This is a genomic window from Streptomyces nogalater, from assembly GCF_039532885.1.
Taxonomy (GTDB): domain Bacteria; phylum Actinomycetota; class Actinomycetes; order Streptomycetales; family Streptomycetaceae; genus Streptomyces; species Streptomyces nogalater.
In genome coordinates this window covers 22,773-48,171 of sequence record NZ_BAAASM010000026.1, presented here as the reverse complement: position 1 = coordinate 48,171, position 25,399 = coordinate 22,773, and the positions used below count along the sequence as shown (strand labels likewise).

The 25,399-nt window shown below is 73.2% G+C and carries 20 protein-coding genes; 4 read left to right on the top strand and 16 right to left on the bottom strand.

Translation table 11 applies throughout. The annotated features are described in order from the left end of the window. Positions 1-131: 131 nt before the first annotated feature. From ABD350_RS18340 to ABD350_RS18325, 4 genes are all read right to left on the bottom strand, one after another. Entirely contained in the window at positions 132-1,550 is a 1,419-nt protein-coding gene (locus tag ABD350_RS18340; RefSeq protein ID WP_344349219.1) for a sugar porter family MFS transporter, read from the bottom strand. A 249-nt stretch (positions 1,551-1,799) separates the two neighbouring features. Next, complete coding sequence (gene smc / locus ABD350_RS18335; RefSeq protein WP_344349218.1) at positions 1,800-5,414, bottom strand: chromosome segregation protein SMC; 3,615 nt, start codon at positions 5,412-5,414, stop codon at positions 1,800-1,802. Between the two features lie 265 nt (positions 5,415-5,679). After that, a complete protein-coding gene (locus tag ABD350_RS18330; protein WP_030612740.1) occupies positions 5,680-5,883 on the bottom strand; it encodes a hypothetical protein in 204 nt (67 codons plus the stop codon). 381 nt (positions 5,884-6,264) lie between these two features. Then, the gene (locus tag ABD350_RS18325) at positions 6,265-6,546 is read right to left on the bottom strand and encodes an acylphosphatase (RefSeq protein WP_344349217.1); all 282 of its coding nucleotides are present in this window, start codon (positions 6,544-6,546) and stop codon (positions 6,265-6,267) included. A 159-nt stretch (positions 6,547-6,705) separates the two neighbouring features. Here ABD350_RS18325 and ABD350_RS18320 point away from each other — a divergent pair, with 159 nt between their 5' ends. After that, complete coding sequence (locus ABD350_RS18320) at positions 6,706-7,950, top strand: CAP domain-containing protein (protein WP_344349216.1); 1,245 nt, start codon at positions 6,706-6,708, stop codon at positions 7,948-7,950. Positions 7,951-7,976: 26 nt separating this feature from the next. Here the strand turns inward: ABD350_RS18320 and ABD350_RS18315 are convergent, their stop codons facing one another. Further along, positions 7,977-8,561, bottom strand: coding sequence for a flavodoxin family protein (locus tag ABD350_RS18315; protein WP_344349215.1), 585 nt, complete (start codon positions 8,559-8,561; stop codon positions 7,977-7,979). 136 nt (positions 8,562-8,697) lie between these two features. Between ABD350_RS18315 and ABD350_RS18310 the strand changes: the two genes are divergently transcribed. Further along, positions 8,698-9,093 carry a winged helix-turn-helix transcriptional regulator gene (locus ABD350_RS18310; RefSeq protein ID WP_344349214.1) on the top strand — a complete coding sequence of 132 codons (396 nt, stop codon included), beginning with the start codon at positions 8,698-8,700 and terminating at the stop codon, positions 9,091-9,093. Here ABD350_RS18310 and mutM read toward each other — a convergent pair. The 10 genes from mutM to recG all read right to left on the bottom strand — a co-directional run bounded on the left by mutM (position 9,066) and on the right by recG (position 19,431). Continuing rightward, complete coding sequence (gene mutM / locus ABD350_RS18305) at positions 9,066-9,926, bottom strand: bifunctional DNA-formamidopyrimidine glycosylase/DNA-(apurinic or apyrimidinic site) lyase (protein ID WP_344349213.1); 861 nt, start codon at positions 9,924-9,926, stop codon at positions 9,066-9,068. The genes ABD350_RS18310 and mutM overlap by 28 nt on opposite strands. Positions 9,927-9,982: 56 nt before the next feature. Continuing rightward, entirely contained in the window at positions 9,983-12,496 is a 2,514-nt protein-coding gene (locus ABD350_RS18300) for a tetratricopeptide repeat protein (protein WP_344349212.1), read from the bottom strand. Between the two features lie 13 nt (positions 12,497-12,509). Further along, on the bottom strand, positions 12,510-12,944 hold the full coding sequence (locus ABD350_RS18295) for a hypothetical protein (RefSeq protein ID WP_344349211.1): 435 nt from the start codon (positions 12,942-12,944) through the stop codon (positions 12,510-12,512). 110 nt (positions 12,945-13,054) lie between these two features. After that, on the bottom strand, positions 13,055-13,942 hold the full coding sequence (gene rnc / locus ABD350_RS18290; protein ID WP_344349210.1) for a ribonuclease III: 888 nt from the start codon (positions 13,940-13,942) through the stop codon (positions 13,055-13,057). A gap of 19 nt (positions 13,943-13,961) precedes the next feature. After that, entirely contained in the window at positions 13,962-14,135 is a 174-nt protein-coding gene (rpmF, locus tag ABD350_RS18285) for a 50S ribosomal protein L32 (protein WP_003951102.1), read from the bottom strand. 2 nt (positions 14,136-14,137) lie between these two features. After that, on the bottom strand, positions 14,138-14,782 hold the full coding sequence (locus tag ABD350_RS18280) for a YceD family protein (protein WP_344349209.1): 645 nt from the start codon (positions 14,780-14,782) through the stop codon (positions 14,138-14,140). Between the two features lie 130 nt (positions 14,783-14,912). Then, positions 14,913-16,034 (bottom strand): F0F1 ATP synthase subunit B, encoded by a 1,122-nt coding sequence (locus ABD350_RS18275; protein ID WP_344349208.1) that lies wholly within the window; start codon positions 16,032-16,034, stop codon positions 14,913-14,915. 57 nt (positions 16,035-16,091) lie between these two features. Then, on the bottom strand, positions 16,092-16,571 hold the full coding sequence (gene coaD / locus ABD350_RS18270; RefSeq protein WP_344349299.1) for a pantetheine-phosphate adenylyltransferase: 480 nt from the start codon (positions 16,569-16,571) through the stop codon (positions 16,092-16,094). A gap of 26 nt (positions 16,572-16,597) precedes the next feature. Continuing rightward, on the bottom strand, positions 16,598-17,185 hold the full coding sequence (rsmD, locus tag ABD350_RS18265) for a 16S rRNA (guanine(966)-N(2))-methyltransferase RsmD (RefSeq protein ID WP_344349207.1): 588 nt from the start codon (positions 17,183-17,185) through the stop codon (positions 16,598-16,600). A 41-nt stretch (positions 17,186-17,226) separates the two neighbouring features. After that, positions 17,227-19,431: an ATP-dependent DNA helicase RecG gene (gene recG / locus ABD350_RS18260; RefSeq protein ID WP_344349297.1), complete on the bottom strand. Its 2,205-nt coding sequence runs from the start codon at positions 19,429-19,431 to the stop codon at positions 17,227-17,229. A 198-nt stretch (positions 19,432-19,629) separates the two neighbouring features. Between recG and ABD350_RS37955 the strand changes: the two genes are divergently transcribed. Together ABD350_RS37955 and ABD350_RS18250 are read left to right on the top strand one after the other, a co-directional pair. Beyond that, positions 19,630-20,139: a hypothetical protein gene (locus tag ABD350_RS37955; protein WP_382467037.1), complete on the top strand. Its 510-nt coding sequence runs from the start codon at positions 19,630-19,632 to the stop codon at positions 20,137-20,139. Continuing rightward, the gene (locus ABD350_RS18250) at positions 20,136-23,351 is read left to right on the top strand and encodes a tetratricopeptide repeat protein (protein WP_344349206.1); all 3,216 of its coding nucleotides are present in this window, start codon (positions 20,136-20,138) and stop codon (positions 23,349-23,351) included. The genes ABD350_RS37955 and ABD350_RS18250 overlap by 4 nt, the downstream gene beginning before the upstream one ends. 53 nt (positions 23,352-23,404) lie before the next feature. Here the strand turns inward: ABD350_RS18250 and ABD350_RS18245 are convergent, their stop codons facing one another. Beyond that, complete coding sequence (locus ABD350_RS18245; protein WP_344349205.1) at positions 23,405-25,183, bottom strand: DAK2 domain-containing protein; 1,779 nt, start codon at positions 25,181-25,183, stop codon at positions 23,405-23,407. Positions 25,184-25,399: the final 216 nt, after the last annotated feature.

The following is a 25,399-nucleotide window of genomic DNA, read 5'->3' as shown; positions in this document are numbered from 1 at the left end:
CCGCCCGGCCGCACGACACCGCCGCCCCCGGTCCTGGCGGGTGGCCGGGATCGAGGGCGGCGGACGGTACGAGGAGAGGGGCAGCGGGGTCTTGGCCCTTCTCCCCGGGTACGGGGGCCTCGCTACGAGGCTCAGCCCATCTCCTCCAGGGACTTGCCCTTCGTCTCCTTGACGAACTTCAGGACGAACGGGATGGAGAGGGCGGCGCAGATGGTGTAGATCACGTAGGTGCCGGAGAGGTTCCAGTCGGCCAGCGACGGGAAGCTCGCGGTGATGGCCCAGTTGGCGATCCACTGCGCGGAGGCGGCGACACCGAGGGCGGCGGCGCGGATCTTGTTCGGGAACATCTCGCCGAGGAAGACCCAGACCACCACGCCCCAGGACAGGGCGAAGAAGAGGACGAACAGGTGGGCGGCGATCAGGGCCACCCAGCCCTGGGTGCTCGGCAGCTTGCCGTCGACCAGGTCATAGCTGAACGCCCAGGCCTCCAGCGCCAGGCCGACGACCATGCCGACCGAGCCGATGAGGGCGAGCGGCTTGCGGCCGACGCGGTCCACGAAGATCATCGCGATCACGGTGCCGACGATGTTGATGATGGAGGTGGTGAAGGAGTAGAAGAACGAGTCCGACGGGTCGACGCCGACCGACTGCCACAGGGTCGAGGAGTAGTAGAACGCGACGTTGATGCCGACGAACTGCTGGAAGACCGACAGGCCGATACCGATCCAGACGATCGGCTTGAAGAAGAAGGAGCCGCCGAGCAGGTCCTTGAAGGAGGACTTGTGCTCGCTCTTCATCGCGTGCTCGATCTCGGCGACGCGGGCGTCCAGGTCGGTTTCCTTGCCCTCGACCTCGGCGAGGATCTCCCGGGCGCGCTCACGCTTGCCGACGGAGAGCAGGAAGCGGGGGGACTCGGGGATCGCGAAGGACAGCATGCCGTAGAGGACGGCCGGGACGACCATCACACCGAGCATGACCTGCCAGGCCTCCAGGCCCATCAGCTTGCCGCGCTGGTCGCCGCCGGCGGCGTTGAGCAGGCCCCAGTTGACCAGCTGGGAGACGGCGATGCCGACGACGATCGCGGCCTGCTGGAAGGAGCCGAGCCGGCCGCGGTAGGCGGGCGGGGCGACCTCGGCGATGTAGGCGGGGCCGATCACGGAGGCCATGCCGATGGCGAAGCCGCCGATGACGCGCCAGAAGGCGAGGTCCCACAGCGCGAAGGGCAGCGCGGAGCCGATGGCGCTGACGGTGAACAGGACGGCGGCGATCTGCATACAGCGGATGCGGCCGATGCGGTCGGCTATGCGGCCGGCGGTGGCGGCGCCGACGGCACAGCCGATCAGCGCGATCGCGATCACCTGGGCGAGGGCGGCGGAACCGACGTCGTAGCGGTCCCGGATGGCCTCGACGGCGCCGTTGATCACGGAGCTGTCGTAGCCGAAGAGGAAGCCGCCCATGGCGGCAGCCGCCGCGATGAAGATGACGTGCCCGAGATGTTCGGGGTGAGCCGACCTGGCTCCTGACTGAGGTGCCTGCGCTGTGCTGGTCACGGTGTAACTCCTCGGGCCACGGCAACGCTGCCGGGTGGGGGCGAGCCCTTCCAGGTCTCCAGTGGCGCATACGGATGAGCCACTTACACCTGAAGGTAAAAGCAACGTTGCAGAGACTATGCCTTCAAGTTTCGAAGTCAATAGTTCAACGGCTGTGAGTTTTCAGATATGCCTGACGATCTTGTGTTCAAGAACTGAACACTCGGCGAGATGATCTTGAAGGGGTCCCCTGGCGGGCCCGGAAAAGGGCTAGCGCAACCGCTGCGAGATGACCTTGGAGACGCCGTCGCCCTGCATGGACACGCCGTAGAGCGCGTCGGCGACCTCCATCGTGCGCTTCTGGTGCGTGATCACGATCAGCTGCGAGCTCTCCTGGAGCTCCCGCATGATCCCGATCAGCCGCTGGAGGTTGGTGTCGTCCAGCGCGGCCTCGACCTCGTCCATGACGTAGAACGGGCTCGGCCGGGCCTTGAAGATCGACACCAGCAGCGCCACCGCGGTCAGCGAGCGCTCGCCGCCCGACAGCAGGGAGAGCCGCTTGACCTTCTTGCCCGGCGGACGCGCCTCCACGTCCACGCCCGTGGTGAGCATGTTCGCCGGGTCGGTCAGCACCAGACGGCCCTCGCCGCCGGGGAACAGCCGGCCGAAGACGCCCTCGAACTCGCGGGCGGTGTCCCGGTAGGCCTCCGTGAAGACCTGCTCGACGCGCTCGTCCACCTCCTTCACCACCCGGAGCAGGTCGGCGCGGGTCTTCTTCAGGTCCTCCAGCTGCTCGCCGAGGAACTTGTGCCGTTCCTCCAGCGCGGCGAACTCCTCCAGCGCCAGCGGGTTGACCTTGCCCAGCTGCTGGTACGCCCGCTCGGCCGCCTTGAGCCGTTTCTCCTGCTCGGCGCGGTCGAAGGGGCGGGGCCGGTTGCGCGGGTGCCCGGGGTCCTCGGGCAGCCGTTCGCCGTCGGCGGGGGGCGAGGGCGGCACCGGCTGGTGCGGCCCGTACTCGGCCACCAGCGCCTCCGGTTCGACACCCAGTTCCTCCAGCGCCTTGGTCTCCAGCTGCTCGATGCGCAGCCGCTTCTCGGCGCCGAGTACCTCGCCCCGGTGGACTGAATCCGTCAACTTGTCGAGTTCTGCCTTGAGTTCACGGCCGGCTGTGCGGGCGGCGGCCAGCTCCCGCTCACCCCGGGCCTTGGCGGCCTCGGCGGCGGCGCGCTCCTGCTCGGCGCGGACCAGGGACACCTCCACGTGCGCGAGCAGCTGCCGGGCGCCGGAGGCGACGGCCCCGGCCACGGCCGCCTCGTGGCGCAGCCGGGCCCGGCGCCGCTCGGCACGCGCGCGTGCCTCGCGTTCGGCGCGGGCCGCCCGGTCGAGCGCGTCGGCGCGGCCGGCGAGCCCCTTGACCCGCTCCTCGTGCGTACGGACCTGGAGGCGGGCCTCCATCTCGGTCTGCCGGGCGTTGGCCCCGTCGGCGGCGAGCCGGTCGCGGACCGAGGTGTCCGGCTCCTCCTCCACCGGTGTCTCCTCGGCCACGGCCAGCCGCTCGGCCAGTTCCTCGGCCTCCTGTACGGCCGCCTCCAGCGCCTCCTGCGCGCGGGCCGCCGCCGCGGCCGACCGCTCCGCCTCGCCGGCCGCGCCGCGGGCCTGGCCGGCCAGGCGGCCGAGCTGCTGGGCGACGGCCGACTTCTCGCGGTCCGCGGCGCGGCGCCGTTCGCCGAGATCCTCTACGAGGGCGGCGGCCCGGGTACGGCGTTCGGCCGCCGTGCGCTGGGCCTCGGTCAGCTGCCGGCAGCGGACCTCCAGCTCGGCCAGTTCGGCGGCGGCCTCGTCCACGGAGGCCTGTACCTCCAGCAGGCTGGGGGCGCCCGCGGAGCCGCCGTGCGCGAGGTGGGCGCCGAGAAGGTCGCCTTCGGCGGTGACGGCGGTCAGGTCGGGGCGGGCGTGGACCAGGGTCTGGGCGTCGGCCAGGGTGTCGACCACGACGATGTCACGCAGGACGCGGCGGATGGCGGGCATGAGGTCGGCGGGGCCGTGGACGAGGGTGGCGGCGAAGAGGGTTCCGCCGCTCCGGGGGGCTGAATCACCGCTGTCGGGTGCGGGAGCGTCGTGGTTGCCCGCGCCGTTCCCCGCGTCCCTTGGGGGCGTCTCTTCCGGAGCGTCCGTCAAGAGGAGGGTGGCTCGGCCCGCGTCCTGTTTGCGGAGGAGGGTGAGGGCCTCGGCCGCTGCCGCCGGGGTGGTGACGGCGAGGGCGTCGGCCGCCGCGCCGAAGGCCGCTGCCAGGGGGAGTTCGTAGCCCGGGGTGATCCTCAGCAGTTCCGCGGCCGGGCCCAGGATGCCGGTGAGGCGGTCCCGCGCGCCGAGCAGTATGCCGGTGCCGTCCTTGCGGCGCAGGCCCAGCGCCAGCGCCTCGTGGCGGGCCTGGGTGGCCGCGCGGGTGCGTTCGGCGGCGGTGAGGGCGTCGCGGGCCGCGCTCAGGGCGGTCTCCGCGTCGGCCAGCCCCCGCTTCGCGGCCTCGTGCCGCTCGGCCAGGTCGGCGTCGCCCGCGTCCAGGCCGTCGACCTCCGCGCGCAGGGCCTCGTACTCCTCCTGCGCGCGCACCGCCCGCTCCCGCGCCTCGTCGCGGGCCGTGGTGAGCCTCTCGATCTCGGCCTGGGCGGAGGCGACGCGCGAGCGGGCCGCGTTGACCTGCCCGGAGAGACGGGCGAGGCCTTCGCGACGGTCCGCGATGGCGCGGGCGACGTCCTTCAGTCGACGCTCCTCCACGGCCAGCTCGCGCTCCAGCTCGGCGCGGTGCGCGACCGTGTCGTCCAGTGCCCGCCGCGCCGCTTCCAGGGCGGCCTCCAGCTCGGCCTCCTGCTCACGGACGCGGGCGGCCTCGCGTTCCAGGTCCTCGGGGTCCCGGCCGCGCCGCTCCTCCGGCGGGGCGGAGGTGGCGCTCTTGACCCGGGCGTCGGCCAGCGAGATCGTGCCGCGCACCCGTTCGGCGAGCTGGGACAGCTCGTACCAGGTCTGCTGGGCGCGCGTGAGGCGCGGGGTGAGCCGGCGGACCTCGTCCTCCAGCAGGGCCTCCCGGTGCAGGGCCTGCTTCAGCTCCTGCTCGGCGGTGTCCTTGCGTTCCTTCAGCGCCGCCTCGTCGGCGATCTCCGCCTGGAGGGCCTCGCGCAGCCGCACCAGGTCGTCGGCGAGCAGCCGCAGCCGGGCGTCGCGGAGGTCGGCCTGGATGACGGCGGCCCGGCGCGCCACCGCCGCCTGCCGGCCCAGGGGCTTGAGCTGGCGGCGCAGTTCGTCGGTGAGATCCTGCACGCGCGCGAGGTTGGCCTGCATCGCGTCCAGCTTGCGGAGCGCCTTCTCCTTGCGCTTGCGGTGCTTGAGCACGCCGGCCGCCTCCTCGATGAAGGCTCGGCGGCCCATGGGGTCGGCGTGCAGGACGGAGTCGAGCTGGCCCTGGCCGACGATGACGTGCATCTCGCGGCCGATACCGGAGTCGGAGAGGAGTTCCTGGATGTCCAGCAGGCGGCAGGTGTCGCCGTTGATCTGGTACTCGCTGCCGCCGTTGCGGAACATGGTCCGCGTGATGGTGACCTCGGCGTACTCGATGGGCAGGGCGCCGTCGGAGTTGTCGATGGTCAGGGACACCTCGGCGCGGCCCAGCGGCGGGCGGCCGGTGGTGCCGGCGAAGATGACGTCCTCCATCTTGCCGCCGCGCAGCGACTTGGCGCCCTGTTCGCCCATGACCCAGCTAAGCGCGTCCACGACGTTGGACTTGCCCGAGCCGTTCGGGCCGACGACGCACGTGATCCCCGGTTCGAACCGGAGGGTGGTCGCGGAGGCGAACGACTTGAACCCGCGCAGGGTCAGGGCCTTGAGGTGCACGCCCCTGGACTCTACCCGCCGCCGCTCCCGGCTCGGCCCACGAACCCTCGCCACCGCGCGGTTTCGTCATTGACCACGCAGGGCACACCAGATGTTGAAGAAGGTGAAAGGATGCGCGGGGGAAAGAACGAGCGGGGGAAAGAACGAAGGGACGCCGAAGCGTCCCTTGCTACTCTGACGACTGGATCGCAGTCGTCCGATCAACTGAGCGGTTGATACGGGCAACCCGATCACTGTCTCTGCTGTTGTGGAGCTGATGCAGCGATCAGGTGAGCGCAGGCTCCGCCTGGTGTGCGTCGATGCTCTCCATGATCCTCTCCTGAGAGGCGGCAGCCGTCAGCGCTTCGTTCTCGGCCTGGATCCGTCCGAGCTCGGACTCCAGGTCCTGGACACGCTGCTGCAGCCGTCGCATCTCGGCGAGGAGTCGAGGGTCGGAGCCGCCGACGTAACCGAGAAGCGCCTTTGCCATGATGGATGGTCCTCCACAATGAGTGACCGACCGATGCGGTTGGGTCGTGAGGGATTCGCACCCGCGGTGCTTGGCACATCCGGGTGTTGCTCTGCTGTTGTTCCATGCCAAACAGCTAAGGTGCGCGGGGCTTTCAGCGTCTCACCAAAAAGTTTGACGGTCAACACGATCACGCCCTGTATTGGGGGGCAACCCGTGGCGCACGGCCGGGAACAAGGCGGTGCTGCGGCTTCTTTGGGGCCCTCGGGGCGTGGCGACCAGCAGTACCTGCGGAGCCTGCCATGCCCCGCCCGTCTTGGCAACCACCAGGGCGTTTCCGCTCCCGACGGGTGCCCGCGGCAACCCGTGGCGGCCCGGCCGAGGGGGCATGGCGGAGCGGGTTCAGCGGATGGCGAAGCCGTCGTAGCCGCCGCGCGGTGTGTCCCAGATCTCTGTCACACCGTCCACGCGTCCGGGCGTGTCGCCGCCCTGGAGCCAGTCCAGCAGCCCCTCGCAGCCCTCCCGTGCCCCCTCCGCGACCACCTGGACCCGGCCGTCGGCCAAATTGAGAGCAAAACCACTCAGCCCGCCGATCTCCAGCGCCCTGGCCCGCGTGAACCAGCGGAATCCCACGCCCTGCACGTGTCCACGCACCCAGGCGACCAGTCGTACGTCCTCGCTCATGGGTGCAACCTAACCGGCCGGTGCCGCTCGGGACACGTCGTGCCCCGGCGGCATCGGGTACCGTCCGGACCCGGTGAATCGTGGCTGAAACTCACTCGACGGAGTGGAGTGGGTCGGCCGCGCGTACGAAGAACGCGTACGAGGAAGAGGGCAAGGATCATGGGACGCCACCGACGCTCCGCCGCCGGAAGCGACGACCCTCGGCGCTCGCCCGCGCCCTCGCCTTCCGAAGGACGTCCGGTTCCCGGTGACATCGGGTCGTACCCGGCCCCGGAGGCCTATGCCGAGGCCACCGCGAAGGCTCAGGCCTACCTGTTCGCGACGGACGACCAGCCGGCTCCGGGCGCGCCCGAGGCCGGCTCCGGTGCCCGGTGCGGCTCGGGGGACGCGGGCGGCAAGGCGAGTGGTGGCGGCCGGCGGTGGGCCAAGGCCGTACGACCGGTGCGCGCCGCTCTGCTCGCGGTGTCCGTGGCCGTCGTCCTCGGCACGGCCGTGGTGGGCTCCGGCACGGTGCCGGGCCTGGAGCACTACCGGCTCGGCGGTGGTACGGACACCACCGGCGGCGAGCGGACACAGTCCGCCGTGGCCTCCCCCGGCAACACGACGAGCGAGCAGGGCGGCACCTCGGGCAGCGTCGGCGCCGGTGCCACGGCGGGCCCCGGGAAGGACGGCAGCGAGCGGGCCACCCGGTCGCCGGACCCGTCGGCCTCCGCGTCCCCCTCCTCCTCGAAGCCGGCGCCCGCCGGAACCTCCCCGTCGCGGACGGCCGCAGCCGGGAAGCCGTCGCCGAAGGCCCGCCCCCGCAAGACGCCGGGAAGCGGTGAGACCAGGACCGCCGAGCCGTCGGCGACCGTCACCCCGGCCAAGCCCGCACCCAAGCCCACCGAGTCGAAGCCCAAGCCTGCCCCCGAGCCCGGCAAGCCGAAGGCCACCCCGTCCCGTACGGCGACCCCTTCGGCCACTCCCTCCCGTACGCCCGGGGCTCCGGCCCCCGCCCCCTCCTCCCCCACGGACACCGTGGAGCGGGAGGCCGCCGTCGAGGCGGAGGTGCTGAAGCTGGTCAACGACGAGCGGGCGAAGGCCGGGCTCGGCGCGCTCGCGGCGAACTCCGCGCTGACCGGGCTGGCCGAGGCGTTCAGCGACGACATGGCCGCGCGGGGCTTCTTCGCCCATACCGACCCGGACGGCAGGACGCCCTGGGACCGGGCGGCGCGGGCCGGGGTCGCCGGTCTCGGCGGGGAGAACATCGGCCGTGGCCAGGCGGACCCGGCGGCCGTGCTCGCGGCGTGGATGGCCGACCCCGGGCATCGCGCCAGCATCCTGAACCCCGCCTTCACGACCGTCGGCGCGGGTGTCCACCTCGGTCCGGGCGGCCCTTGGTGGACGCTGGAGTTCGGGACCTGAGACGCCCGGCCGCGGGGCGTGCGGCGCTACGCCGCCGCGCGCCCCAGGGCGAAGGTCTTCGCGGTCTGTGCCACCCGGCGGCCCAGGTGCTCGGCGGTGGCGATGTCGGCCTTGTGGACGCCCTCGGGTCCCTGGTCGTTGTCCGACTGGGCGCCGGCGCCGGCGAAGAAGCCGAGGCGGTTGAGGTCGTTCTCGGAGGCGGTGCTGCTGTTCCAGCCGGGGAGCAGGCCGAGGCTGACCCAGTGCATGCCGTGCTGGGCGGCCAGCGTCTGGAAGAACTGCAGGGTGTGCAGCTTGTCGCCGCTTTTGGAGGCCGAGTTGGTGAACCCGGCGGCCAGCTTGTCCTGCCAGGCCCGGCCGAACCAGCGCTGGGAGGTGGTCTCGGCGAAGACGTGGAAGGCGCCGGAGGCGGTGCCCATGTAGGTGGGCGAGCCGAAGACGATCGCGTCCGAGCGGTCCAGCGTCTCCCACTGGGCGTCGGTGATCTCGTCCACCTTGATCAGATGCGTCTCGGCCCCCGCCTCGGCGGCACCGGCGCGGACGGCCTCGGCGAGGACGGCGGTGTGGCCGAAACCGGAGTGGTAGGCGATGGACACCACGGGGGTGGTCATGGGGGCTCCTTGGGAAGGGCGGCGGGACAACGGCACGGCTCGGCAAGGAGCGGCCGTCTGCGGTAACCAAAGGAAAGCACTAACCAGAAGTTAGTGCAACCTCGCGGTAAGCGCTGTGCAGGCGTACCCTTGGGGTATGACGGCCACCACCCAGGACCACGACGACCTCGCGTACAACGTCTTCGCCAAGGCCTGCCCGTCGCGCGGCACGCTGGAGCACGTCACGGGCCGCTGGGGCGGGCTGACGCTCGGCGCGCTGTACGAGGGGCCGCTGCGCTTCAACGAGCTGCGCCGACGCGTCGACGGGGTGAGCGAGAAGATGCTCTCCCAGACCCTGCACGCGCTGGAGCGGGACGGCCTGGTGCACCGCGAGGCGCAGCCGACGAACCCGCCGCGCGTGGACTACGAGCTGACGCCGCTGGGCCGCCGGGTGGCCGAGCGGCTGCTGGCGCTCATCCACTGTGTCGAGGACGCGATGGACGACGTCCTCACGGCCCGTGCGCGCTACGACGAGACGCGCGGCGCCCTCTGACACTTCGGGCAGAAGTAACTGGACCGGTTCATCCAGGGGCGGCGCCGCAGGGGGGTGCCGCACCGCTTGCACGGCAGTCCCTCACGGCCGTACGCGTCCAGGGACCGGTCGAAGTAGCCGGACTCGCCGTTGACGTTGACGTACAGGCTGTCGAAGCTGGTGCCGCCGACGGCGAGGGCCGCGTTCATCACGTCGCGGACGTGGCCGAGGAGTTCCGCCGTGACGGGGCGGGTGAAGTTCGCCGTCGGGCGTTCGTAGTGGACCCGGGCGCGCCACAGGGCCTCGTCCGCGTAGATGTTGCCGACCCCGCTGATCAGCGACTGGTCCAGCAGGGCCCGCTTGATCGTGGTCCGCTTGCGGCGCAGCGCCTGATGGAAGGCCTCGTCGTCGAAGAGCGGGTCCAGCGGGTCGCGGGCGATGTGCGCGATGACGTCGGGCAGGCCGTCGGCGGTGTTGTCGTGCAGCGACAGCCCGCCGAAGGTGCGCTGGTCCACGAAGCGGAGTTCCGTGCCGAGCCGGTCGGCGAACCGGACGCGGATGCGCAGGTGCTTCTCGTCCGGCGCGTTATGGGGCTGCACCAGCAGCTGCCCGCTCATGCCGAGGTGGGCCAGGACGGACTGGTCGGTCTCCTCCAGCGGCAGCCACAGGTACTTGCCGCGCCGGCGGGGCGTGCCGATGTGGTGGCCCTTGAGCCGGTGCGCGAAGTCGTCGGGCCCGGCGAGGTGCCGGCGGACGGCGCGCGGGTGCAGCACCTCGGTATCGGCGACGGTGCGATGCGCGACCCAGCGCTCCAGGCCACGCCGCACGACCTCGACCTCGGGCAACTCGGGCACCGGCACTCCTTCGGGCGACTGCGGGGCGGCTGGGGGAAGGGTATCCCGGGGGCCGCTCAGCCGGCCGGGCCGGTGGGCGGTATCCGTCCGTCGGCGGTGAGCCCCCGGCTCAGCAGGGCGTCGGCCTCGTCGGCACGGCCCTGGCCGCGCAGGACCTCGGCGAGGTCCCACACCGCGTGCGCATCTCCTTGGTCGACCAGCCCGCGCAGTTCCTCGGCCCTGCCCAGCTTCTTGAGCAACTCGCGCAGGCCGAAGGGCGGCGCGTCCCCGACGTCACGGAACAACCGGACGGCCCGGTCGGCCTCGCCGCGCGCCACCAGGGCGTCGACCAGCTGGTCCGTGAGCCGGAACGCCGCCGAGGCCGTGCCCTTCAGGGCGTGCAGCCGTACGGCCTCGTCCAGATCCCCCTCCTCGATCGCCACCCTGGCCAGCTCCCCGGCCGCGTGGGCGTCGCCGGCCTCCGCCCGCTTCCGCAGGTCGTCCACCCGGCCGCCGACGCGCAGCAACTCGGCCAGCTCCCCGGCCACATAGCCGCCGGCGCCGGCGATCGGTGTGAGCACCTCCACCGCCCGGTCGACGTCCCCGCGGTCCCGCAGCAGCTTGGCCGCCTCACTCGCCGCGTCGGCGTGTCCTCGTGCCGCGCGCTCCAGGAGCGTGTCCAGGTCGCCTTGGAGCGCGAGCGTGTGCGCCAGCGTGTAGTCGACCTCGTCGTCGCCCTCGTCGGCGAACTCCCACAGCACCTCCAGCGCCTCTTCCGTACGGCCCTTCTCCTGGAGGAGTTCCGCCAGGCATCTGGCCGCGGCGAAGTACCCCTCCTCCGTGAGCTCGTACAGCCGCTCGGCGTCGCCTTCCTCCTGGAGCAGCTCCGTGAGGAAAGGGAGCGCGTCGTCGTGCTCCCGCTCGTGGAGCATCTCCAGGATGGCAATGGCCCGTTCGTTCTCGTCCTCCTCGTGGAAGAGCTCGGCGAGCTTGTACCAGGCCCACAGGTCGTCCGGGTCGAGGTCCTCCAGGAGCAGCGAGATCCCCAGCCGGGGATGCCCGTACTCGATGAGATGGCTCACGGCGTACTCGTTGCCTGCCTCGGCCAGGTCCAGCAGTTCCTCGAAGTCCCAGCCCGCGAGGAGCGTCCGGTACAGGGCGGCGTCCGGGTGCGCGGAGGCCGACAAGCGGTCCGCCATCTCTTCGGCTCCCGCCCTGTCACCCGTCCTGCGGTACAGGTCGCCCAGTTCCTGCATCGCCGAGACCGAACCTGCCTCGACCGCTTTGCGCAGGAGCGGTACGGCCGCGCCGACGCGCTGCCGGGCGGCCGCGGCCGATCCCGTCCGCACGAGGTCGGCGGTGTCCGTGAGGTGCTCGGCGCACGCCTCCCAGAAGGTCTCCGGCGGGGGTACGGCGCGCTGGGCGCGCCCGGTGTGCTGCAAGAGGTAGTCGGCCACCCGGTAGCCGTCGGGGGAGCCCATCGCCCGGCCGTCGCTGACCGGCACGAGGACCGAGGTGGCGCCGAGCAGCGGCCGGGTCGCGTAGTGCAGCGCCTGCTCGAACCAGTCGTCCGGGGCGCCGGCCCGCTCCGCCGGACCGCAGTAACCGGGTACCGCGGACCGCAGCAGGCTCTCCGGGACCGGGGACTGCACGCCGAGCAGGGTGGCGTCGACGGCCGCGGTCATCAGGGCACGGGCGTAGGGACCGGCGTTCTCCCACCGGTGGACGAGTTGTGGGGCCCCGGCGATGACCTGGGTGAGCCCGAAGTCCTCGGCTTGCAGGGCGCGGCGCAACCGCTCGTCGGCGGCGGCGAGGGTGACCGCCCGTTCCCGCTCCGACGCGCCGAAGGATGCCGCCACGTGCACGATCTCCGCGAGCTTGAGAAGTTCGCGCTCGCCGCGATGGCGGTCCTCGTCCTGGCCGGTGACGGGAAGCGCGGTCCAGGCGTCGTGGTAGTGCGGCCAGAGCGTGCCCACGATCACCACTTGGCGGGGCGGGGTCAGCAGGGTACGTACGGTCGCCGCGGTGAGCTGGTGCCCGCCGGACACATGGTTCTGGAGTTCGTCGAGCCAGACGACCAGCCTCCGGGGTGACAGGCCGACGAGATGCTCGGTCTGTGCGGCGTCGGAAGGATGGACCAGCCACCAGTCGGGCAGCAGCGCGTTGACCGCCTCGTACAGCGAGCGGGTCTTGCCGACGGAGGAATCACCCACCAGGAGCACGAACCCGCCGCGCCGGGAGGCCTCCTCGATCCGCGGGCGCAGCCCGTCGCCGTCACGGATGTCCATGTCCCGGGGCACATACGGCGGCAGCGCCGACGGTTCGGCGCCTGTGCCCCGGATGGGCCGGTGCACGCCGAGGTGCAGCGGATCGGCGTCCCGTACCCGTACGAGCCCGAGGCCCGCCGGTGCCACGGAGTCGGCGGCGGTCCAGAACCCCTCCGGCACGCTGCCCGGGCGGCGCGCACCGGTGAACACGTTGACAGTGCCGTGAACCGCTCCGATCTGGAAGCTGTCCCCGGCGACGACCGAGTTCTCCACCCGGTTCCCGACCGAGTTCTCCACCCGGTTCCCGTCCGTTTCCCGCCCCATGTGTACCGCCCGGTCAGGCGCGGGGGGAGGTGCCGATGTGCACGTCTCCGCGGACCACCCCGATCTGGACGCTGTCCCCGCCGATCACACTGCCGACGACTGCCTGGGACCCGTCGCCGGCATGTACGAAGGGTGCCCGCGGGAGCAGGGCACGGACGTCGGCGGCCAGTTCCTCGTCGGCGAGGAGGGCCTTGCGGACGGCTTTGCGCAGTGCCGCCACGCTGTCCGCGTCGTCCGGTTCCGCGACGACGTCGGCGAGCGCCTCGGGCAACGCCTCGTCCTCTGCGCGGACCCCGAAGATCCGCTGGGCGAGCCGCCGCCCCAGGGCGACCGTGGCATCGGCGGCCTGCTCCTGGGTGCGAGCCAGCACGGCGAGGCCGTAAGCGCCCGCTGCGGCCGTGATGTACGGGGCGGTCTCGCCCGCCACCTGCGCGATGTCCCCCACCATGTGCCCACTGTCCCCGACCATGTGCGCGGCCCTCCCCCGCTCCTCCGTGGATGGACCGAGCGCCCGCCTCCGCCGGGGCGGGACGGGCGCTCGGGTGGTGCTGCTTCCGGTCAGGCGGTGGCGGAGGACGGGTCGGTGTCCTTGACGGGCTCCGCGGCCGCCTCGACGACCGCGTCGGCCGTCTCGCGGACCGGTTCCCCGGCCGGCTCGCCGGCTTCGTCGGCCGTCTCGCGGACGGGCTCCTCGGCCGCCTTGGCGCGTTCGTCCGCGGCGGCCCGGATGGACCGCCAGGCGGACTCGGCGGCCTGCTGCTCCGCCTCCTTCTTGCTGCGGCCGGTGCCGGTGCCGTACGAGACGCCCCCGACGCGGGCGGCAGCAGTGAAGGTCTTCTCGTGATCGGGGCCGGTCTCCGTGACCAGGTACTCGGGCACGCCGAGCCCCTCGATCGCGGTCAGCTCCTGGAGGGAGGTCTTCCAGTCCAGGCCGGCTCCGAGGTTGGAGGACTTCTCGATCAGCGGGTCGAACAGGCGGTGCACCAGTTCGGAGGCCGCGTCGAGGCCCTGGTCGAGATAGACCGCGCCGATCACCGCTTCGAGGGTGTCGGCGAGGATGGACGCCTTGTCCCGGCCGCCCGTGCCCTCTTCACCCCGGCCGAGCCGGATGAAGGCGCCCAGGTCCAGGCCGCGGCCGACCTCCGCCAGCGCGCGCGAGTTGACCACCGCGGCCCGCAACTTGGCCAGCTGGCCTTCGGGCAGGTCGGGGTGGGTGCGGTACAGCGTGTCCGTGACGACGAGGCCGAGCACGGAGTCCCCGAGGAACTCCAGCCGCTCGTTCGTCGGCAGGCCGCCGTTCTCGTACGCGTAGGAACGGTGGGTCAGCGCACGCACCAGAAGGGCGGACTCGACCTGGTAGCCGAGCCGCCCTTCCAGAAGCGTGTGGGACGAGGCCTGCGGACTACCCCCGCGCTGGCGGGGACTAGCTGCTTTCGCGTCAGTCATCGGGCCTCTCACCAGCCACTCAGACTTCGAGGACCTGGCGCTTGTTGTAGGTGCCGCAAGACGGGCACGCGATGTGCTGCTGCTTGGGCTCGTGGCAGCGCTCGCACGCAACCAGGGTGGGGACCGCAGCCTTCCACTGCGACCGGCGGTGGCGCGTGTTGCTGCGCGACATCTTCCGCTTCGGAACAGCCACGGCTACTTCTCCTGCTTCTCGTCGACGCCCGCTTCGGCGCCGCTCATCTCGTCCTTCTCGCCGTCCGTCATGGTGCCGGCGAGTCCCTGCAAAGCCGCCCAACGGATGTCGACGGCGTCATGGTGGTGGTCCGGGTCGTCCGCGAGCCGCGCTCCACACTCGGAGCACAGGCCCGGGCAGTCTTCCTGGCACACCGGCTGCATCGGCAGTGCGAGCACCACCGCATCGCGCAGCAGAGGTTCGAGGTCGATCAGACCGTCCTCGATGAAGAGCCTGCCCTCGTCGTCCTCGGCGTCGTCGCCCGGTTCCGTGATCACACGGCCCCGGTCGTCGGCGTCAGGGTACGAGAACATCTCCTGGAAGTCCGCTTCGAGCTCCAGCCCGACCGGCTCCAGACACCTTACGCACTCCCCCTCGGCCGTTGCACGGGCGGTGCCTGTGACAAGCACACCTTCCATGACCGACTCAAGACGGAGTTCGAGCTCCACCGGGCTGCCTTCCGGCACTCCGATGACTCCCTGGATGCCGAGATCCCGGGGAGCGTCGATCTCACGGGTCAGGCGCTGCAGCGCGCCAGGACGCCGGCCCAGCTCGTGCGTGTCGATCACGAGGGGGTTGCGGTGGTCGAGGCGGGCGTTGGGAGCCATTCCTGCTTTCGATCTGCGAACTCGGAGGGACGCCGCCCGACGGTGTCCCCGGGCAGCGGTGATCGCGGGCATGCGCGACCGAACAGCCAGGATACTGGACCTTTCGCTCAGCGCCCAATCCGGTCCCCGGCTACAGGCCCCGGCCCTGTTCGTACGCCCGCAGCTGCTCCGCGCTGATCATGCTGGTGTCGAACAGGCTGGTCTCGTCCAGGGCGTAGTCCTGCCGGGCCTGCGCCTGCTGGGGCTGGGCCTGCGGCTGGTGCGGGGGCTGGTGTGCCTGCTGGTGCTGCTGGTGGGCCTGCTGGGGCTGGTGGGCGCCGTAGCCCTGGTAGCCGTAGGGGTCGGCCTGCCCGTAGCCGTACGGGTCCTGGGCCGGCGGGTACTCCGGCTGCTGCGGGAAGCCCGCGTACGGGTCCGGCTGCGGGGCGGGGGCGCTGTCCGCCGGGCCGTAGCCGGCGGCCGGGGAGTAGGCGGGCCGGGGGTCGTAGGCGGGCCGGGACGGCTCCGGCCGCCGCCGGTCCGCGCGGTCGTCGTCCGCGAGGGCCGCGAGGTCGGCGAGGTAGTCGGCGTCGCTGGAGTGCTGGAAGGTCGTGGTGTCGTCGGCGAGCGCGCCGAGGTCGTCGGTGGCGATCCGGCCGTGCAGCTTCTGCCGGCCCCGGCCGACGGCCTCCAGGGTCTTGGCGAGGACGGCCTCGAAGGCGCCGAGCTTGGCGTCCACGTAGGCGTCGGCGTCCCGGCGCAGGGTCTCCGGGTCGTGGCTGCGCTCGGGGGCGTCCTCGTCCGCGTAGCCCTCCTCGTCCAGGCCGGGGCCCGTGCCGAGGAGCTTCTCGCGGCCCCGGCCGACCGAGCCGAGGGTCTTGGTGAGGACGACCTCGAAGTTGGCGAGCTTGGAGTCCACGTAGTCGTCGGCCTCCGCGCGGATCTCCTCGGCCTCCTTGCGGGCCTCGGCGAGGATCCGGTCGGCCTCGGCCTGGGCGCGGCGGACGATCTCGGTCTCGGAGACCAGCGAGCCGCGCTCGGCGTGCGCGCTCTCGATGATCCGCTCGGCCTCCTGCCGGGCCTGCTCGACCATCTGCTCACGGTCGCCGATCAACTCCCGCGCCTGGGCGAGGGAGCCGGGCAGCGCCTGGCGCACCTCTTCGAGCAGCGCGAGCAGCTCGGCGCGGTTGACCACGCACGACGCCGACATGGGCATGGACCGGGCGCCGGAGACCGTGGAGACGATCTCGTCGAGCTTCTTCTGCACGTCCACCTGTGCTCGCCACTCTCTACAGCCGGTTCGGAGACGGACGGGACGACTGTAGCCCCATCAGTCCCTGGCGAGGCGCTCGTTCAGCGCCTCCAGCACCTGCGGGGGCACCAGGTGGGAGACGTCCCCGCCCCAGGCCGCGACCTCCTTGACGAGGGAGGAGGACAGGAAGCTGTAGGTGGGGTTGGTGGGCACGAACAGCGTCTCGACGCCGGTGAGGCCGTTGTTCATCTGGGCCATCTGGAGTTCGTAGTCGAAGTCGCTGACGGCGCGCAGGCCCTTGACGATGGCGGGGATGTCGCGCTGCTTGCAGAAGTCCACCAGGAGGCCGTGGAAGGACTCGACGCGGACGTTGGCGTACTCGGAGGTGACCTCGCGGATCAGCCGGATCCGCTGGTCGATCTCGAAGAGGCCCTTCTTGGACTTGTTGATCATCACCGCGACGTAGACCTCGTCGTACAGACGGGAGGCTCGGGCGATGATGTCGAGATGTCCGTTGGTGATCGGGTCGAACGACCCGGGACAGACGGCGCGGCGCACTTGTGATCCCTCGCTCTCCGGTCCGGTCATCGTGCGTCTTCGCACGTAGAGGCGGCGCGACCGTACCAAAACGTTCCCTCGCCGTAGCGACGGGACCGGAGCGCCTCGAAACCGTCCGGCCAGTGGAATTCGCCGCCTCTGGTGCTGCGCTCCACGGTGACGAGCGCTTGCTCGGCGAGCCAGCCCTCCGAGTGGAGTGTGAGCAGAATCTCTCGAAGATCGTGATCTGTGACGGCGTACGGCGGGTCGAGGAAGACCAGGTCGTACGGCTCGGCGGGGGGCGCGCCGCGGATGACCTGTTCCGCTTTGCCCGCCCGCACCTCGGCGCCGGGCAGGCCCAGGTTCCGCACGTTCTCGCGGACGATCCGGGCGGCGCGGGCGTCGGCCTCGACCAGCAGGGTGTGGCCGGCGCCCCGGGAGAGGGCTTCCAGGCCCACGGCTCCCGATCCGGCGTAGAGGTCGAGGACGCGTTCGCCGTCCAGGGGGCCGCCCAGAAGGGACTGCCAGGTGGAGAAGAGACCTTCGCGGGCGCGGTCGGAGGTGGGGCGGGTGCCGGTGCCCGGGGGCACCGCGAGGCGACGTCCGCCGGCTGCGCCGGCGATCACGCGGGTCATCTTCGGTCCTTGGTCGTGGGTCGGTTCAGGTCCAGTGTGGCTCACCCCTTCTCCAGGTACTGCTCCCGCTCCTCGTCCAGCAGGGCGTCCAGGGCCGTGCGCAGGCCCGGGAGGCGCTCCAGCTCCGGGTCGGCCGCCACGACCGCGGCCGCCTCCGCCCTCGCCTCCGCGATGACCTCCTCGTCCTCGATGACCGCCAGGACCCGCAGGCTGGAGCGGGCGCCGGACTGGGCCTGGCCCAGGACGTCGCCCTCGCGGCGCTGTTCGAGGTCGATGCGGGACAGCTCGAAGCCGTCGAGCGTGGAGGCGACCGCGTTCAGCCGCTGGCGGGCCGGGCTCGCCTCGGGCATCTCGGTGACCAGGAGGCACAGACCGGGGGCGGAACCGCGGCCGACCCGGCCGCGCAGCTGGTGGAGCTGGGAGACGCCGAAGCGGTCGGCGTCCATGATGACCATGGCGGTGGCGTTCGGGACGTTGACGCCGACCTCGATGACGGTGGTGGCCACCAGGACGTCGGTCTCGCCGGCCGCGAAGCGGCGCATGACGGCGTCCTTGTCGTCGGGGTGCATACGGCCGTGCAGCACCTCCACCTTGAGGCCCGTGAGGGGGCCCTGGGCCAGTTGCCCGGCCACGTCGAGCACGGCCAGCGGGGGCCTCTTGTCCGCCTCGCCCTCGGCGGGCTTCCCGCCGGCCTTCTTCGGGTCGTCCTCCTCGTCGCCGATGCGCGGACAGACCACGTACGCCTGGTGGCCGGCCTCGACCTCCTCGCGGACCCGTTCCCAGGCGCGGGCCAGGAAGTGGGGCTTGTCGGCGGCCGGGACGACATGACTGGCGATCGGGGAGCGGCCGGCCGGGAGCTGGTCCAGCACCGAGGTCTCCAGGTCGCCGAAGACCGTCATGGCGACCGTGCGCGGGATGGGGGTGGCCGTCATGACGAGCAGGTGCGGGGGCTGTTTGCCCTTGCCGCGCAGGGCGTCGCGCTGCTCCACGCCGAAGCGGTGCTGTTCGTCCACCACCACCAGGCCGAGGTCGTGGAACTGGACCTTGTCCTCGATCAGGGCGTGGGTGCCGATGACGATGCCGGCCTCGCCGGTGGCCAGGTCGAGCAGGGCCCGGCGGCGAGCCGCCGTGCCCATCGAGCCGGTGAGCAGCACCACCTTGGTGGCGTGCTCGGCGCCGCCCAGCATGCCCCCCTCGGCCAGTTCGCCCATCATCTCGGTGATGGAGCGGTGGTGCTGCTGGGCGAGCACCTCGGTGGGCGCGAGCATGGCCGCCTGCCCGCCCGCGTCGACCACGGCGAGCATGGCGCGCAGGGCGACCATGGTCTTCCCGGAGCCGACCTCGCCCTGGAGCAGGCGGTGCATCGGGTGCGGGGTGGCCAGGTCGTCGAAGATCTCGCGGGAGACCTTCCGCTGGCCCTCGGTAAGGGTGAAGGGCAGGCGGTCGTCGAAGGCCGCGAGGAGGCCGTCCGGGCCGGCGACGCGGGGCACGGCGGGCAGGTGGGTCTCGGCGTGCCGGCGGCGGGCCAGGGCGACCTGGAGGACGAAGGCCTCGTCCCACTTCAGGCGGGCGCGGGCGTCGGCGATGTCGGCCTTGGTGTGCGGCCGGTGGATCTTGAGCAGGGCCTCGGGGAGCGGGAGCAGGCCCCGGCCGGCGCGCAGGGAGTCCGGGAGCGGGTCGAGGGCCTCCTGGGCGCTGGGCAGCACTGTCTGGACCGCCTTGCCGATCTTCCAGGACTCCAGTTTGGCGGTCGCCGGGTAGATCGGGATCAGGGCTCCGGCCCAGGACTCGACGGCCTCTTCACCGTCGCCGCGCAGCAACTCGTAGGCCGGGTGGGCGAGCTGGAGGCGGCGGTTGAAGACGGAGACCTTGCCGGCGAACATCGCGCGGGTGCCCGGCAGCAGTTCCTTGTGGGGTTTGTGCACGCCGTTGCCGAAGAAGACGAGCTGGAGCCGGCCGCTGCCGTCCGTGATAGTGACCTCCAGGCGCTGGCCCTTGCCCCGGGGGGCCTTGGCCGAGGCGAAGGTGTGCAGCCGGGCGTCGGCGACCTGGGCGACCACCGTGACGTGCTCGTCCATGGGGAGGTCGGCGAGGTGGGTGAGCTGGCCGCGCTCCTCGTATCTGCGCGGGTAGTGGTGCAGCAGATCACCGACGGTGTGCAGGCCGAGGTGCTCGGCCATCACCTTCGCGGTGGCGGGGCCGAGCACCTTCTTGAGCGGTTCTTGCAGTGCGGGCACGTCCCCAATTGCACACCACGGCACTGACAATGCCGTAGACCACGCCCCGCACCGCCCGGCCGGGATGCCGTAAACATCAGGGAAACTCCTGGTCAGGCGCGCTGATCCGGGCCTAGGATGGCGCGCTCCGGCCATCCTTCGCGGTCACCGCCCCGCCGGGACCGCCCGACCCCGCGCCGCACGCACGCCCCCTGCGGCGCAGTGACGATGGATTCCCACAGCCCACAGGCATCCCAGGCCCCCCGTCCACCTCACCGCGCCCACCGCTTCCACCGCTTCCAGGTCGGTCCGCGTGGCCTGGTGGACCCGCTCGCCCGGCACCTCTGCGCCGGCCCCCGGGTCCCTCTGCGTAAGGCCCGGTCGGTCTTCCTCGGCCGGTTCGGCACCGGGCTGCCGGCCTGCTTCGTGGTCGCCGGGCGGATCAGGGCGGTCGGCCGCGGCGCCCGGACACCGGCGGCCCCGCCGGTGGAGTGGACCGCCCGGGACTTCGGCATGCCGCTGCCGTACGGCGTCCGGGTGAACCAGCCGGACCCGCTGGTGCGCAGGATCGGTCCGCCCGGCGAGCCGGAGCCGATCGGCACCGCGACCGAGGCGCCGTACGGGCAGGCGCCGCCGACGGCGCGGCGCCCGCCGCGGCCGGCCGGCTCGGCGCCGCTCGACCGGGCGTTCATCGGGCTGCTCGCGGGGGCGGCCCACGGGGAGGGGGACGGACGATGAGCGAGATCACGGACATCGACGCGCTGCGTCAGGCGCTGGCGGAGAACTCCGAGGAACCGGAGGGCCCGGCCCGCAACGCGCGCGCGGAGGAGCTGCTCGCCGAGGCGGAGCGGCTGGACGTCCCGCTCGCCGTGATCGAGGCGCTCGGACATCTGCTGAAGGTCTGCAACTACAGCTCCGAGAAGGACAGGATGTTCGTCCCGTTCGCGCGGCTGCTGCGCATGTGGGACGAACGGCCCGAGGACTTCGACGAGTACGAGACCCACACGCTGCACTGGGCCTTCAAGTGGATGTCGGCGGGCATGCTGGACCAGCCGCACATACCGCTCGCCTCGATCGAGAAGTGGCTCGGCGAGATGGAGCGCCGCTACCGGCTCGCCGGGCACTCCGAGCGGGCGGTGCGCAGCTCCGAGTTCAGTGTGGCCGCGCACATCGGGGACATCCCGCGCGCGCGGCGGGCCTACGCCGCGTGGCTGGCCGCCGACCGGGACGCGATGGCCGACTGCCCCGCCTGCGAGCTGCACGCGCAGGGCGTCTGGCAGGTCCGGTGCGGCCGGGACGCCGAGGCGCTCCGGCTGTGGCGGCCGGTGCTGGAGGGCGAGTTCGCCTGCGCGCACGAGCCGCACTCCGTGCTGGCCTCCTCGCTGGCCCCGCTGCTTCGGCTCGGCCGGGTGGACGAGGCCCGCGCGCACCATCTGCGCGGGTTCCGGCTGGTGCGCCCGATGGAGAGCATGCGGGCCGCGTACGCCGACCACGTCGAGTTCTGCGCGCTGACCGGGAACGAGGCGCGCGGCCTGGAGCTGCTGGCCGGGCGGCCGGCGTACTTCACCGACGCCGGGCATCCGCGCAGCAGGCTGGAGTTCCTGGCCGTGGTGGCGCTGCTGATGGACCGGCTGACCGAGCGGGGCCTGGGCGGGCAGCGGGTGCCGGGGCCGGCCGGGCGGAGCTGGACCGCGGGGGAACTCGCCGCGCACGCGCGCGTGGAGGCGACGGAGCTCGCCGCGCGGTTCGACCACCGCAACGGCACGTTCGCCGTCGGCGACCGGATCCGGGCGCGGATGGACCAGCGCCCGCTGGCGGACCGGCTGCCGCTGGGCGTGCGCGCGGCACGGCCCGCCGTGGCGCCACCGGCCCTCCCCCCGGCGCCCGAGGCCGCCGGAGAGCCCGCACTGCCCGCGCTGCTCGCCGAGGCGCGGCGGCAGTCGGGGACCCTGCGTCCGCACGCGCTCCAGGCGTGGGCGGCGGTCGCCCGGGCCGCCCGGGACACCGAGCTGGAGCCGCGCGACCGCGCGGAGATCGCCGACCACGAGGCGATGGCCCGCGGCCCCGAGGGAATCCCCCTCTTCGAGCGCGCGGCACGGCTGTACGCGCAGGCGGGCGACCCCGGGGAGGCCCTCGCGGCACGCGCGCGTGCGGCGTACGTCCGTGCCCTGGCGGGGGAGGTCGAGCCGGCCCTGACCACGGTCACCCGGCTGTACGACGAGGTGCTCGCCCTGTACGCCGACGAGGGCACGGGAGTGCGCCAGACGGCGTCGGTGGTGATGAGCCGGGCCCGGGTCCTGATGCGCCGGGTCCACGCGGCGGCCGAGGACGGCACCGGGGCCGCGGGCCACGCGGACATGGGCGGCGCGGACGCGGGTGACACGGGTGTGGACTTGGAGGGGATCTCCGACGGACCCCGTACGGGCGCCGTGGGGGACGGAGCACATACCGACGAGGCGACCGGGCGGGAGGCCGCGGGCCCGCGGACGTCCGGCGCGGGCCCGGAGCGTGGGGCCGCCCGGCACACCGGCGCGGACGCGGAGCAGGCGGTCGCCGCCCGGCGGACCGGCGCGGACGGTCGCGCCGCAGGTGCCGGGGTCCGCCGTCCCGGAACGGGTCTGCGGGAGGCGGCCGCCGAGGCCGAGGCGGCCGTGCGGGAGGTGCTGGCGCTGGTCGAGGGGCACGACGACGGCGATGTGCGGCTGGCGGCGCGGGCCGCCGAGGCGCGGGGGATGCTCGCCGAGCTGGCCGGGATGACCGGGGACGCACGGCGGGCGGCGGAGCTGTTCCGGCGGTCCGCCGACGCGTACGTGGCCGCCGGGCTGCCGTGGTTCGCCGTCGAGTACGAGGTCCAGGTCGCCGCCCTCGCCCACCAGGCCGGTGACCTCACCGGGGCCGAACGCGCGCTGCGGGCGGCGCTGGAGCACGGCGGCCCGTACGTGGAGCCGGTCGGGCGGGCCCAGCTGCACCTCCAGCTCGCCGAGGTGCTCGGCGCCCTGGACGCGCCCGCCGAGGCCGCCGGGCACGCGCTGGAGTCCGCGCACTGGGCCGACGAGGCGGGCGAGGGCGCCACTCTGGGCGCCTGGGCACGGCAGCAGCTGGGCGGGTTCCTGCTGCGCCGGGGCCGCTACGCGGAGGCCGCCGAGGTACTTCAGTCCGCGCTGGCCGACCTGAGCCCCGGCACGCACGGCGACGAGGCGGTGGTCCAGGCCCGCTGGTGGCTCGGGGACTGCCTGGGCGAACTGGGCGAGCACCGGGCCGCCGCCGAGGAGCGGCTCAAGGCCGCCGAGCTGGCCCGGCACTGGCCCGAGCAGCAGGACCACGCCACGCTCGCCCACCTCGCCGCCGAGTCGCTGGGCAACGCCGGTCTCGCGGCGGAGGCGGACCGGGCCTACACGCGCGCGGGCGACCTGTGGCGCGCGCTCGGCAACGCCCCGTTCCTGGTCCGCTCGCTGCGCGCCCGGGCCTGGCTGGCGCTGGGCAAAGAGTCCGGGGCCGCACCCGCGCGTGCGCTGATGACGGAGGCGGTGCGGGAGTGCGAGACGGCGCTGGCGGCGGCCCGGGGCGCGGACCGGGCGGAGCTGGCCACGGAACTCGGCGACACGCACCGGCAGTTCGCCGAGCTGCTGGCCCGCTCGGCGTCCGAGGAGGCCGAGGACGCGGCGATCCGGGCCGCGTTCGAGGCGGCGCTGGAGCAGATGACCCGGGCCGTGGCGGTGTTCGCCGCGCTCGGTGCCACCGGGCTGCACGGCCGTACCGGCGCCGAGCTGGGCGCGGGCTGGCTGGAGGCCGACCTCGGCCGTCCGGAGCGGGCGGAGGCACGCGCGCGTGCGGTGCTCGCGGTCTACGAGGGCGCCGACGACGGGGACGAGACGGTCCGGGAACGGCGCGCGGAGGCGGCCCAGATGCTCCAGGCGGCGCAGGAGGGAACGGACCCGGAACGGGACTGAGCCACCTCCGGCTCACCCGCGCGGACGGCCGCCGGCCCGCCGGCTGCCGCCGCTCACTCCACGCCGATCAGCAGCAGCGCCCCCTGCCGGCCGCCGTGGTACACCACCGTGTCCACGGCCAGGTAGGACTCCCGTACCCGGGCCTCCAGGTGCCCGGCGACGGTTTCCGGTGCCTCGTCGCCGACGACCAGGGTGACCAGTTCGCCCCCGGACTGGAGCATGCGGTCCAGGACGGTGCGGGCGGTGGCGGTGACGTCCGTGCCGATCACCGCCACGTCACCGTCGATGAGGCCCAGCACGTCCCCGGCCTGGCAGATGCCGGCCGTGGTCCAGGACTGGCGCTCGGCGACGACGACCTCGGCGTACCGGGTGGCACCCGCCGCCGAGGTCATCTGGACCACGTCCTCGTCGAACCGGCGCCGCGGCTCGTGCACGGCGAGCGCGGCGATGCCCTGGACCGCCGAGCGGGTCGGGATCAGGGCCACCCGGACGCCCTCGGTACGGGCCTGCTCGGCCGCGGCGGCGGCCGTGTGGCGCAGTTCGGCGTCGTTGGGCAGCAGGACGACCTCGCGCGCGTGGGCCCGCCGTACCGCCTGCACCAGTTCCCCGCTGGCGGGCGGCTCCCCCGGGCGCGCGAGGACCGTGGTCGCGCCGGCCTCGCCGTACAGCCCGGCCAGCCCCTCGCCGGGTACGACGGCGACGACCGCTCGCTGGGCGGGTGCGCGGGAGGGGCGTTCGCGGCCGGGGTGCGGCTCGCCGTGCCCGAAGTGCGTGATCCGGATCCGGTAGGGCCGGCCGGCCTCCACGCCGGCCTCCACGGCGGCGCCGGCGTCGTCTACGTGCACATGGACGTTCCACAGTCCGTCGCCGCCGACCACGACCAGGGAGTCCCCTAGGGCGTCGAGCCGCGCGCGCAGCCGGGCCACGGCCGCGTCGTCGGCCTCCAGCAGATAGATCACCTCGAAGGCGGGCCCCTCGGCCTCGCCCCGGTCACCCTCGGCCTCGACCCGATGGCCACCGAGAGCCGGATCCGCCCCGCGACCGGCGGCACACGCCCCGGCAGGCCCGGAACCGTAACCGACAGGACCAGCGGGACCAACGGAACCGGAACCATAACCGCCAGTACCCGCGGCCCCGGCTCCCGAGGTGCTCCCCGCGGGCTCCCGTATCGCCTCCCCCGTGACCGCCTCCACCAGCGCCCCCAGCACCGCGACCAGCCCCCGGCCGCCCGCGTCGACCACCCCGGCCCGGCGCAGCACGCCCAGCTGGTCCGGGGTCGCCGCCAGGGCCGCCCGCGCGCCCGCGTAGGCGGCCCGCGCGACCGTCCGGCAGTCGCCCCCGGCCCGCTCGGCGGCGTCGGCGGCGGCCGACGCGACCGTCAGCACCGTGCCCTCGACGGGGCGCGCCACGGCCTGCCGGGCGGAGTCGGCGGCCCGTCGCAGGGCCAGCCCCAGCCCCGGGCCGTCGGCGCGGGAGGCGGGAGAGGTCTCGCCGGCCTCGGCGAGCACCTGGGCCATGCCCCGCAGCAACTGCGCCAGGATCGTGCCGGAGTTGCCCCGGGCCCCGATCAGCGCGCCGTGGGCCATCGCGCGGGCCGCGTCGCCGAGGGACGGCTCCGCGCGGCCGGTCTCGTACCCGGCGAACACCGCCTCCACCGCCGTGGCCGCCGACTCCAGGGTCAGATACAGATTGGTCCCGGTGTCGCCGTCGGCCACCGGGTAGACGTTGATCGCGTCGATCTCCTCGCGGGCCCCGCCCAGCGCGCGCAGCGCCAGGGAGCACCAGGTACGCACCGCGAGAGCATCGAAGAATGTCTGCGGCACCTGCGCCACCTGCGCCTCCCTGACCCGGCCGTACGTGGGAGGCAGCGTAGACCCCGGACCGGTGTCCTCCGGAAGCGGGCCGGGAGCGGGAGCCTGATCAGCCATGGTAGTTTCGTTGTACTGGCGCAGCCGTTGTATGCTGCTCCGGTTGCCCGATCCCGATCGGGCCGTTCCCCTGGCAACGCCACTCAGATCTCAGATCCTAGGATCTTGATCCCGGCATGC